This window comes from Klebsiella sp. MBT K-1 (assembly GCF_002556465.1).
GTDB classification, from domain to species: domain Bacteria; phylum Pseudomonadota; class Gammaproteobacteria; order Enterobacterales; family Enterobacteriaceae; genus Klebsiella; species Klebsiella grimontii.
In genome coordinates this window covers 302,075-313,408 of record NZ_PDEL01000005.1, presented here as the reverse complement: position 1 = coordinate 313,408, position 11,334 = coordinate 302,075, and the positions used below count along the sequence as shown (strand labels likewise).

Here is an 11,334-nt window from a genome sequence, read left to right as displayed (position 1 = left end):
CTGGTTGTGGAAAAGAAAATCCGGCTTGACCGTATCGATCACAAGATCCTTGAAATCCTGCGCCGGGATGGCCGCATTTCTTATCAAAAGCTCTCGGAGCAGGTAAACCTTACCGCCCGTCCGTGCCTGGAACGGGTGCGCAGCCTCGAGCGCGACGGCATTATTCGCGGCTACAGCGCCATTGTAGAACTGCCCGAGCCGGAGCACGCGTTTGTGGTGCAGGCGCAAATCGCGCTGGCCGACCACGGGCGATCGCAGCCAGTGTTTGAACAGGAGATGCGCCAGACGCCCGAAGTGCTGGACTGCTGGCTGGTCAGCGGCAGCTTCGACTTTCTGGTGCGTATCGGCTGCCGCAGCATGGCGCACTACTGCCAGCTGGCGGATAGCTGGCTGACCAGTAAAAAGTTTCACGTCGATAAAATCGTCACCCTCACCGAACTGCAGGCCATTAAGCGCTCCTGATTAGCCACGACGGATAAACGCCAGCCAGCGCCGCTCGGCGCGCGCGAAGGTGAAAATCAGCAAAAAGGTGCAGAGCAGATACAGCGCCGCGGCCATCAGAAACGGAATAAACGGCGAATAGGTCATGGCGTAGAACGCGCGGGCCACGCCGGTAATATCCAGCAGGGTCACGGTGCTGGCCAGCGACGTGGCGTGCAGCAAAAAGACCATTTCATTATTCAGCGCCGGGATCCCGCGCCTCAGGGTCGCGGGCAGAACCAGACGGCGAATAATTTGCCATTTCCCCATCCCGTAGGCTTCTCCGGCGATCCACTCCTGGCGCGGGAAAGTCACCATCATCCCCGCCAGCAGCTCCGCAACGTACGCGGCAGTGTTGAGAACCAGCGCCAGGGTGGCGCAGAAGGTCGCATCGCGAAACAGCAGCCAGAACGGCTGGTCGTTCATCCAGCCCGTCTGTACGATATCGAACTGCGACAGGCCGTAGTAAATCAGCATCAGCTGGAGATAGAGCGGCGTGCTGCGAAAAAAATATGTAAACGCGCGAATGGGCAGCGCCAGCCCGCGCGGACCGTACACCTGCCCCACCGCCATCGCTATCGCCAGCGCCATTCCGGGAACGATGGAGAGTAAAAACAGCTCCGCCGTGACCGCCAGTCCGCTGGCGGCGCCGTTGCCGTCGCTCCACAAAAAGCTCGGAATCGCATCGATAAAGGTTTGCAGATTCATAAGGCCGCCCCCGCCGTGGAAGAGCGCAGCGCGTAACGCTTCGCCAGGCGGCTGAACAGCCAGCTGGAGAGCGCGGTAATCACCATGTAAATCAGCGAGACCAGAAAATAGAAGAGGAACGGCTTTTGCGTGGCGCGCCCAGCCTGTTCGGCCAGCCAGACCATATCCTCAAGGCCGAGGATCGACACCAGCGCTGACGCTTTCATCAGCCCCAGCCAGTTGTTGTTGATGCCCGGGATCGCGAAGCTCAGCATCTGCGGCAGCATCACCCGGCGGAATACCGTCCAGGGTCGCATCCCGTAGGCCTGCGCGGCTTCGGTTTGCCCGCTATCGACGGTCAGAAACGCGCCGCGAAAAGTCTCGGTGTAATAGGCGCCGAAAACAAAGCCAATCGCCAGCACGCCGGAGATAAAAGTATTGAAGCGCACCGGCCCCAGCCCCACCAGACCCAGCAGCAGGTTAACCAGCATCTCGCCGCCGAAAAACAGCAGCAGCATAATCACCAGCTCCGGGATCCCGCGTACCAGCGTGGTGTAGGCGGTGGAAAACAGGCGCAGCCACGGCGGGCCGAAGAGCTTAATCAGCGAGTTAATCAGCCCCAGCAGCAGAGCGACCAGTAATGAAGAGAGCATCACGCACAGCGAAAGCGCCGCGCCGCGTAACAACAGGGGTAAATAGTCTGCGACCATATTCAGCCTTCCGCGGAGGTCGTAAAGGGGCGCAGGCCAGCGCCCACGCCCGCACCTTTACGACTTATTTGCCATAAATATCAAAGCTAAAGTATTTTTTCTGAATGGCGTCATAGGTCCCGTCGGCGCGGATTGCCTTAATGGCCCCGTTCAGCGCATCGCGCAGCGCCGGATTGTCTTTATTGACCGCAATCCCGACGTCGGAGGAGATGCCGCCGTCCTGGATAACCGGGCCGGCAAAGGCGAATTTCTGCCCGCGTGGGGTATCAATAAAGCCGGTCGCCGCCTGGATATTATCCTGCAACGCGGCGTCGATGCGCCCGGAGAGCAGGTCGAGGTAGACGTTATCCTGGTTAGCGTAACCGACAATCTTCACGCCATGATTGGCCCAGTTGGCCTTCGCAAACGCTTCATGGGTAGAGCCGGTCTGAACGCCGACGGTTTTGCCTTTCAGGCTGGCGGCATTCGGCAGCAACGGGCTGCCTTTGCGCGCCACCAGCTGCGCCGCGCTGCGGTAGTAGCGGTCGGTGAAATCCACTTCCTTTTTACGTTCATCGGTAATATTGAGCGAGGCGATAATGGCATCGAACTTATGCGCGTTGAGGGCGGCGATCATGCTCTCAAACGGCTGCTTCACGAAAACGCATTTGGCTTTTAGCTGGGTGCACAGCGCGTTGGCGATATCAATATCAAAGCCGGTGATTTCGCCGCTGGGCGCCAGCACGTCAAAAGGCGGATAGCCGCCATCGACGCCAAAGCTGATGGTGTCAAACTGCTGGGCGGCCAGCGGCGCGCTCAGCGCCATACAGGCCAGTAATGCGGCAAGGCGTATTTTCATTTTGATTCCCCGGTGTTGGCGCGATGATTAAAAACGCAGTGAGAGGCAGGTCAGGCCGCCATCCATTTTCTTAAATTCGCTGGTGTCGAGCTGCACGATAGGCATTCCCAGCTTGCTGATTTCGCCGAGGGTATGGGGATAGCCCTGCGGCGTAATTAAGGTATCGTTGATCCACAGCGTATTTCCGGCGTAGGCCTCCTCCTCCGGGATCACGATGCTGTTGAAACCGCTAAACACCGGATGGTTAACGTAGCCTTCCGTCAGCAGCAGCGTATTGCGGCCCACGTAGTTGACGATTGATTTCAGATGCAGACCGGCGCTGACTTCGATCGCCGCGACCTGATAGCCGTGCGGCTCAACGGCGGCGGCAAACTCGCGGATCCCCTGCTCATCGGTGCGCGCCGTCAGGCCGATAAAAAACTGCTTATCCACTAACAGCACGTCGCCGCCGTCCATATGCCCGCGCTCGCTCATCCGCGCCAGCGGACGAAACCCCGCCAGCACCGGCGCAATGGTATCGACTTCGCCCTGACGGCTCGGCGCGCCCGGATGGGTAATCACCGCCAGTTCCGGCATGACCACGGCGGTATCTTCAACAAAGTGCGCATCAGGATAATCCGCCGCCGGGGGCAGCACCGTGACCTTCAGGCCAAGCTGCAGCAGGGTTTCCACATAGGCGAGAAACTGGCGGGTGGTGGCGGCGATATCCGGCGCGCCCAGTTGGGCGGTAGTTTGTCCCGCGCCGCAGGTGGCGGCCGGTAGGCGGGCGATAGCCTGGGTAAAATGCATAAAGAACCCTCTGGTATTGGTCGCATTGTTTAAGGCAAAACGGTGAGTGAATTTGATTATTAATCAGATGCCGCCGCCAATCAGGCTGAATCACTTCCCCGGGCCGCTTATTCACGCTGTATATCAGTTCAGGTTCGACGTATTCCGCTGTTGGCCCCCTGAAAGCGCCGAATGAGGGTAATAAGCAGCCCTGTTCGCCAGGCCGGTAGTCGAAAATGACTAAGCGTAAATTGCGCGTAAATATTCACCGTAAACGGCTCAGCGAAAAGCCTTTTTTACAGACATATCTGGACAGTCTTTTCATAATTCCTCCATTTTTAAGCAGCGTTCGCTGGCTAAACTAGTATCATTCCGTGAAACGTTTCAGGATGAGATAGCAAATTAATGAAAGGTAGCAATAAAAGCCGTTGGGCAGCCGTGCTGGTGGTGGCAATCATCGCGGGTGCCGCGTACTGGTTTTGGCAGGGTCGCGAAGCGGCAAACGCGCCGTCGGCAACGGCGGCAGGTCCGGGGCCCGGCGGCGGGCGTGCTGGCCGTTTTGGCGCCGCCCTCGCGCCGGTGCAGGCGGCAATCGCCGCCAGCGAAGCGGTGCCCCGCTATCTTTCCGGCCTCGGTACGGTAACGGCGGCGAATACCGTCACCGTTCGCAGCCGCGTCGACGGTCAGCTGCTGGCTATCCACTTTACCGAAGGCCAGCAGGTTAAAGCGGGCGATCTGCTCGCGGAAATCGACCCCAGCCAGTTTAAGGTCGCCCTCGCCCAGGCCGAAGGCCAGCTGGCGAAAGATCGGGCAACCCTGGCCAACGCCCGCCGCGATCTGGCGCGCTACCAGCAGTTGGTGAAAACCAATCTGGTTTCCCGTCAGGAGCTGGATACCCAGCAGTCGCTGGTCAGCGAAACCCAGGGCACGATCAAAGCGGACGAAGCCGCCGTCGCCAGCGCCCAGCTGCAGCTGAACTGGAGCCGCATCACCGCGCCGATCGACGGCCGGGTCGGCTTAAAGCAGGTGGATATCGGCAACCAAATCTCCAGCGGTGATACCACCGGGATCGTGGTGCTGACGCAAACGCACCCGATCGACGTCGTGTTTACGCTGCCGGAAAACCAAATCGCCACGGTGGTACAGGCGCAAAAGGCGGGGAAAAAGCTGGTCGTCGAAGCCTGGGACCGCACCAATAAACAGAAAATCAGCGAAGGCTCACTGCTGAGCCTCGATAATCAGATTGACGCCACCACCGGCACCATCAAACTGAAAGCGCGCTTTACTAACCTGGACGATGCCCTGTTCCCGAATCAGTTCGTTAACGCCCGGATGCTGGTCGATACCGAGCAGAACGCGGTGGTGATCCCAACCGCCGCGCTGCAAATGGGTAACGAAGGCCATTTTGTCTGGGTTCTGAACGATGAGAACAAAGTCAGCAAGCACACCGTCACGCCGGGTATTCAGGACAGCCTGAAAGTGGTGATTAACGCCGGGCTTTCCGCCGGCGATCGCGTAGTGACCGACGGTATCGACCGTCTGACCGAAGGCGCGAAGGTTGAAGTGGTGGAAGCCCAGAATGCGGCTAGCGCCGCCGAACCGGCGAAAGCCACCAGCCGCGAATACGGTAAAAAAGGAGCGCGCTCCTGATGCAAGTGCTACCGCCGAGCAGTACGGGCGGCCCATCCCGTCTGTTTATCATGCGCCCGGTCGCCACCACGCTGTTAATGGTGGCCATTATGCTGGCCGGGATTATCGGCTATCGTTTCCTACCGGTTTCGGCGCTGCCGGAAGTGGACTACCCGACGATTCAGGTGGTAACGCTCTATCCCGGCGCCAGCCCGGACGTGATGACCTCGTCGGTGACCGCCCCGCTGGAGCGGCAGTTTGGCCAGATGTCCGGCCTTAAGCAGATGTCCTCCCAGAGCTCCGGCGGCGCGTCGGTGGTCACGCTCCAGTTCCAGCTCACGCTGCCGCTGGACGTCGCTGAGCAGGAAGTGCAGGCGGCGATCAACGCCGCCACCAACCTGCTGCCCTCGGACCTGCCTAACCCGCCGGTCTACAGCAAAGTGAACCCTGCCGATCCGCCAATTATGACCCTCGCGGTCACCTCTTCCGCCGTGCCGATGACCCAGGTCGAAGATATGGTCGAGACCCGCGTGGCGCAAAAAATCTCCCAGGTTTCCGGCGTCGGGCTGGTGACTCTGGCGGGCGGGCAGCGCCCGGCGGTACGCGTCAAGCTCAACGCCCAGGCCATCGCCGCCCTCGGCTTGACCAGCGAAACGGTACGCACCGCGATTACCAGCGCTAACGTCAATTCGGCGAAGGGTAGCCTCGACGGCCCGTCGCGGGCGGTTACCCTCTCCGCCAACGATCAGATGCAGTCGGCGGAGGATTACCGCCGGCTGATTATCGCCTGGCAGAACGGCGCGCCGATTCGCCTCGGCGACGTCGCTACCGTGGAACAGGGCGCGGAAAACAGCTGGCTCGGAGCATGGGCCAACAATCAGCGGGCGATCGTCATGAACGTCCAGCGCCAGCCGGGGGCGAATATTATCTCGACCGCCGACAGCATCCGCCAGATGCTGCCGCAGCTGACCGAAAGCCTGCCGAAATCAGTCAAAGTACAGGTGCTTTCCGACCGCACTACCAACATCCGGGCGTCGGTTAGCGACACCCAGTTCGAGCTGATGCTGGCTATCGCCCTGGTGGTGATGATTATTTACGTCTTTCTGCGCAACGTCCCGGCGACAATTATTCCCGGCATCGCCGTGCCGCTATCGCTGGTCGGCACCTTTGCGGTAATGGTGTTTCTCGATTTCTCGATTAACAACCTGACGCTGATGGCCCTGACCATCGCCACCGGCTTTGTGGTCGATGACGCCATCGTGGTGATCGAAAACATCTCGCGCTATATCGAGAAAGGCGAAAAGCCGCTGGCCGCCGCCCTGAAAGGGGCCGGAGAGATTGGCTTTACCATTATCTCGTTGACCTTCTCGCTGATTGCGGTGCTGATCCCGCTGCTGTTTATGGGCGATATCGTGGGCCGCCTGTTCCGCGAGTTCGCCATTACCCTGGCGGTGGCGATCCTGATCTCCGCGGTGGTGTCGCTGACCCTGACGCCGATGATGTGCGCCCGCATGCTCAGCCATGAATCGCTGCGCAAGCAGAACCGCTTCTCGCGCGCCAGCGAACGCTTTTTTGAGCGGGTGATTGCCGTCTACGGCCGCTGGCTGAGCCGGGTGCTGAATCATCCGTGGCTGACCCTGAGCGTAGCCCTCAGCACCCTGGCGCTGTCGATTATGCTGTGGGTGTTTATTCCGAAAGGCTTCTTCCCGATTCAGGACAACGGTATTATCCAGGGCACGCTACAGGCGCCGCAGTCGGCGTCGTTCGCCAATATGGCCGAGCGCCAGCAGCAGGTGTCGGCGGCGATACTCAAAGATCCGGCGGTGGAAAGCCTGACCTCTTTCGTCGGCGTCGACGGCACCAACCCGGCGCTGAACAGCGCCCGCCTGCAGATTAACCTCAAGCCGCTGGATGAACGCGACGATCGTGTGCAGACGGTGATCGGCCGTCTGCAAAACGTGGTGAGCGGCATCCCCGGCGTCGAGCTCTATCTCCAGCCGACCCAGGATCTGACCATTGACACCACCGTCAGCCGGACCCAGTACCAGTTCACCCTGCAGGCGAATTCGCTGGACGCGCTGAGCAACTGGGTCCCGCAGCTGCTGGCCCGGCTGCAGGCGCTGCCGCAGCTCTCCGACGTCAGCAGCGACTGGCAGGATAAGGGGCTGGCGGCGTATATCAACGTTGATCGCGACAGCGCCAGCCGCCTCGGCATCAGCATGGCGGACGTCGATAACGCCCTGTATAACGCCTTTGGTCAGCGTCTGATTTCCACCATCTATACCCAGGCGAACCAGTACCGCGTGGTGCTGGAGCATGATACCCAGGCCACGCCGGGGCTGGCGGCGCTGGACAATATCCGCCTTACCAGCAGCGACGGCGGGATCGTGCCGCTCACCGCGATCGCCAAAGTCGAGCAGCGCTTTGCTCCGCTGTCGATTAACCATCTCGATCAGTTCCCGGTCACCACCATTTCGTTTAACGTGCCGGACAACTATTCGCTGGGCGATGCGGTCGAGGCGATTCTTAGCGCCGAGCAGGCGCTGGACTTCCCGAGCGACATCCGCACCCAGTTCCAGGGCAGCTCGCTGGCCTTCCAGTCGGCGCTCGGCAGTACCGTCTGGCTGGTGGTCGCCGCGGTGGTGGCGATGTATATCGTCCTCGGCGTGCTGTATGAGAGCTTTATTCACCCGATCACCATTCTCTCCACCCTGCCGACGGCGGGCGTCGGCGCGCTGCTGGCGCTATGGCTGGCCGGGAGCGAGCTGGACGTTATCGCCATTATCGGCATCATCTTGCTGATCGGCATCGTCAAGAAAAACGCCATCATGATGATCGACTTCGCGCTGGCCGCCGAACGCGAACAGGGTATGCCGCCGCGCGAGGCGATTTATCAGGCCTGTCTGCTGCGTTTTCGCCCGATCCTGATGACCACCCTCGCCGCCCTGTTCGGCGCGCTGCCGCTGATGCTCAGTACCGGCGTCGGCGCGGAGCTGCGGCGACCGCTGGGGATTGGTATGGTCGGTGGCCTGATGCTCAGCCAGGTGCTAACGCTGTTCACCACGCCGGTTATCTATCTGCTGTTCGACCGCCTGTCGCTGTATATGAAGAGCCGCTTCCCGCGGCGTGAGGAGGAGGCGTAGGTGAAGTTTTTCGCCCTCTTCATTTATCGTCCGGTGGCGACGATTCTGCTTTCGCTCGCCATTACGCTGTGCGGCATCCTCGGCTTCCGCCTGCTGCCGGTGGCGCCGCTGCCGCAGGTGGATTTCCCGGTGATCATGATCAGCGCCTCGCTGCCCGGCGCGTCGCCGGAGACCATGGCCTCGTCGGTGGCGACCCCGCTGGAGCGCTCTTTGGGGCGGATTGCCGGGGTCAATGAGATGACCTCCTCCAGCTCGCTCGGCAGTACGCGAATCATTCTCGAATTCAACTTTGACCGCGATATCAACGGCGCGGCCCGTGACGTGCAGGCGGCGATTAACGCCGCGCAAAGCCTGCTGCCGAGCGGCATGCCGAGCCGTCCGACCTACCGCAAAGCCAACCCGTCCGACGCGCCGATCATGATCCTCACCCTCACCTCGGATACCTGGTCCCAGGGTGAGCTGTACGACTTCGCCTCTACCCAGCTGGCGCAGACCCTTGCCCAGATTGACGGCGTCGGCGACGTTGACGTCGGCGGCAGTTCGCTGCCCGCGGTGCGCGTCGACCTCAACCCGCAGGCGCTGTTTAACCAGGGCGTGTCGCTGGACGCGGTGCGAACCGCCATCAGCAACGCCAACGTGCGTAGACCGCAGGGGGCGCTGGAAGACGCGACCCACCGCTGGCAGGTAGCGACCAACGACGAGCTGAAGACCGCCGCCGAATACCAGCCGCTGATCGTGCACTACAATAACGGCGCGGCGGTGCGCCTCGGCGACGTCGCCAACGTCACCGATTCGGTGCAGGACGTGCGCAACGCCGGGATGACTAACGCCAAACCGGCGATTTTGCTGATGATCCGCAAGCTGCCGGAAGCCAATATCATTGAGACGGTGGACAGCATTCGCGCCCGCCTGCCGGAGCTGCAGCGCACCATCCCGGCCTCAGTCGATCTGCAGATCGCCCAGGACCGTTCGCCGACCATCCGCGCCTCGCTGGAGGAAGTCGAGCAAACGCTGGTGATTTCGGTGGCGCTGGTGATCCTCGTGGTCTTCCTGTTCCTGCGCTCAGGGCGCGCGACGCTGATCCCGGCGGTGGCCGTTCCGGTATCGCTGATCGGCACCTTCGCCGCTATGTACCTGTGCGGTTTCAGCCTCAACAACCTGTCGCTGATGGCGCTGACCATCGCCACCGGCTTCGTGGTCGATGACGCCATCGTGGTGCTGGAGAATATTTCCCGCCATCTCGAAGCCGGCATGAAGCCGCTGCAGGCCGCGCTGCAGGGGAGCCGGGAAGTCGGCTTTACCGTCCTGTCGATGAGCCTGTCGCTGGTGGCGGTGTTCCTGCCGCTGCTGCTGATGGGCGGCCTGCCGGGAAGGCTGCTGCGCGAATTCGCCGTCACCCTGTCGGTGGCGATCGGCATCTCGCTGGCGGTCTCTCTGACCCTGACGCCGATGATGTGCGGCTGGCTGCTGAAAAGCGGCAAGCCCCACCAGCCGACGCGCAAGCGCGGGTTTGGCCGCCTGCTGGTGGCGATTCAGGGCGGCTACGGTAAGTCGCTGAAGTGGGTGCTGAAGCACAGCCGCTTAACCGGCCTGGTGCTGCTCGGCACCATCGCGCTAAGCGTCTGGCTCTATATCTCGATTCCCAAAACCTTCTTCCCCGAGCAGGACACCGGGGTGCTGATGGGCGGCATCCAGGCGGACCAGAGCATCTCGTTCCAGGCGATGCGCGGCAAGCTGGAGGACTTTATGAAGATCATTCGTGAAGATCCGGCGGTAGACAACGTCACCGGTTTTACCGGCGGCTCGCGGGTCAACAGCGGGATGATGTTTATCACCCTGAAGCCGCGCGATGAGCGCCATGAGACGGCGCAGCAGATTATCGATCGACTGCGCAAAAAGCTGGCGAAGGAGCCGGGGGCCAACCTGTTCCTGATGGCGGTACAGGATATCCGCGTCGGCGGTCGTCAGGCCAACGCCAGCTATCAGTACACCCTGCTGTCAGACGACCTCGCGGCGCTGCGGGAATGGGAGCCGAAAATCCGCAAAACGCTGGCGGCGCTGCCGGAGCTGGCGGACGTTAACTCCGACAGTCAGAATAACGGCGCGGAGATGGACCTGATCTACGATCGCGATACCATGTCGCGGCTCGGCATCAGCGTGCAGGACGCCAACAATCTGCTGAACAACGCCTTCGGCCAGCGGCAGATCTCCACCATCTACCAGCCGCTGAACCAGTATAAAGTGGTGATGCAGGTCGACCCGGTCTACACCCAGGACGTCAGCGCCCTCGATAAGATGTTTGTGATCAACAGCGAAGACAAGCCGATTCCGCTTGCTTATTTCGCGAAATGGCAGCCGGCCAACGCGCCGCTGTCGGTGAATCACCAGGGACTCTCGGCGGCATCGACCATCTCCTTTAACCTGCCTACCGGCAAGTCGCTGTCGGAAGCCAGTGACGCCATCAACCGGGCGATGACCCAGATTGGCGTGCCGTCCAGCGTACGCGGGTCGTTCGCCGGGACCGCGCAGGTGTTCCAGGAGACCATGAACTCGCAGGTGATCCTGATCCTGGCGGCCATCGCCACGGTCTATATCGTGCTGGGGATCCTCTATGAGAGCTACGTTCATCCGCTGACCATTCTGTCGACCATTCCGTCCGCCGGCGTCGGCGCGCTGCTGGCGCTGGAGCTTTTCGATGCCCCGTTCAGCCTAATCGCGCTCATCGGGATTATGCTATTAATTGGTATCGTGAAGAAAAACGCCATCATGATGGTCGATTTCGCCCTTGAGGCGCAGCGCAACGGCAACCTGCCGCCGGAAGAGGCCATCTTCCAGGCCTGTCTGCTGCGTTTCCGGCCGATAATGATGACCACCCTGGCGGCGCTGTTCGGCGCGCTGCCGCTGGTGCTCTCCGGCGGCGATGGATCCGAGCTGCGCCAGCCGCTGGGGATTACCATTGTCGGCGGTCTGGTGATGAGTCAGCTGTTGACCCTGTACACCACGCCGGTGGTCTATCTGTTCTTCGACCGTCTGCGGCTGCGTTTTTCGCGAAAAGTCCATCAACCGGTAAGCGAATAAC

General features: G+C 61.1%; 8 protein-coding genes. 4 read left to right on the top strand and 4 right to left on the bottom strand.

Going from position 1 to position 11,334, the window contains the following annotated elements:
* Positions 1 to 6 precede the first annotated feature (6 nt).
* The gene (locus CMQ96_RS09745) at positions 7 to 462 is read left to right on the top strand and encodes an Lrp/AsnC family transcriptional regulator (RefSeq protein WP_004122605.1); all 456 of its coding nucleotides are present in this window, start codon (positions 7 to 9) and stop codon (positions 460 to 462) included.
* Here the strand turns inward: CMQ96_RS09745 and CMQ96_RS09740 are convergent, their stop codons facing one another.
* From CMQ96_RS09740 to CMQ96_RS09725, 4 genes are all read right to left on the bottom strand, one after another.
* A complete protein-coding gene (locus CMQ96_RS09740; RefSeq protein ID WP_004138673.1) occupies positions 463 to 1,188 on the bottom strand; it encodes an ABC transporter permease in 726 nt (241 codons plus the stop codon).
* Positions 1,185 to 1,877: an ABC transporter permease gene (locus CMQ96_RS09735; protein ID WP_024359158.1), complete on the bottom strand. Its 693-nt coding sequence runs from the start codon at positions 1,875 to 1,877 to the stop codon at positions 1,185 to 1,187. The genes CMQ96_RS09740 and CMQ96_RS09735 overlap by 4 nt, the downstream gene beginning before the upstream one ends.
* A 64-nt stretch (positions 1,878 to 1,941) precedes the next feature.
* Positions 1,942 to 2,715 (bottom strand): ABC transporter substrate-binding protein, encoded by a 774-nt coding sequence (locus CMQ96_RS09730; protein WP_098066678.1) that lies wholly within the window; start codon positions 2,713 to 2,715, stop codon positions 1,942 to 1,944.
* A gap of 27 nt (positions 2,716 to 2,742) precedes the next feature.
* Complete coding sequence (locus tag CMQ96_RS09725; protein WP_098066675.1) at positions 2,743 to 3,504, bottom strand: dimethylarginine dimethylaminohydrolase family protein; 762 nt, start codon at positions 3,502 to 3,504, stop codon at positions 2,743 to 2,745.
* A gap of 384 nt (positions 3,505 to 3,888) precedes the next feature.
* On the opposite strand from CMQ96_RS09725, the gene CMQ96_RS09720 reads away from it, so the two are divergent.
* Genes CMQ96_RS09720 through mdtC form a run of 3 tightly spaced genes read left to right on the top strand, consistent with a single transcriptional unit; the run spans position 3,889 to position 11,333 of the window.
* Positions 3,889 to 5,133, top strand: coding sequence for an MdtA/MuxA family multidrug efflux RND transporter periplasmic adaptor subunit (locus tag CMQ96_RS09720; protein WP_098066673.1), 1,245 nt, complete (start codon positions 3,889 to 3,891; stop codon positions 5,131 to 5,133).
* On the top strand, positions 5,133 to 8,255 hold the full coding sequence (locus CMQ96_RS09715) for an MdtB/MuxB family multidrug efflux RND transporter permease subunit (RefSeq protein WP_098066671.1): 3,123 nt from the start codon (positions 5,133 to 5,135) through the stop codon (positions 8,253 to 8,255). The genes CMQ96_RS09720 and CMQ96_RS09715 overlap by 1 nt, the downstream gene beginning before the upstream one ends.
* Positions 8,256 to 11,333, top strand: a complete 3,078-nt coding sequence (mdtC, locus tag CMQ96_RS09710) for a multidrug efflux RND transporter permease subunit MdtC (protein ID WP_049089146.1) — start codon at positions 8,256 to 8,258, stop codon at positions 11,331 to 11,333.
* Position 11,334 lies beyond the last annotated feature (1 nt).

Excerpts from the sequence above, each read along its gene's own strand:
- CMQ96_RS09740 (WP_004138673.1), bottom strand. The coding sequence starts at position 1,188 with ATGAATCTGCAAACCTTTATCGATGCGATTCCGAGCTTTTTGTGGAGC.
- CMQ96_RS09735 (WP_024359158.1), bottom strand. The coding sequence starts at position 1,877 with ATGGTCGCAGACTATTTACCCCTGTTGTTACGCGGCGCGGCGCTTTCG.
- CMQ96_RS09730 (WP_098066678.1), bottom strand. The coding sequence starts at position 2,715 with ATGAAAATACGCCTTGCCGCATTACTGGCCTGTATGGCGCTGAGCGCG.
- CMQ96_RS09725 (WP_098066675.1), bottom strand. The coding sequence starts at position 3,504 with ATGCATTTTACCCAGGCTATCGCCCGCCTACCGGCCGCCACCTGCGGC.
- CMQ96_RS09720 (WP_098066673.1), top strand. The coding sequence starts at position 3,889 with ATGAAAGGTAGCAATAAAAGCCGTTGGGCAGCCGTGCTGGTGGTGGCA.
- CMQ96_RS09715 (WP_098066671.1), top strand. The coding sequence starts at position 5,133 with ATGCAAGTGCTACCGCCGAGCAGTACGGGCGGCCCATCCCGTCTGTTT.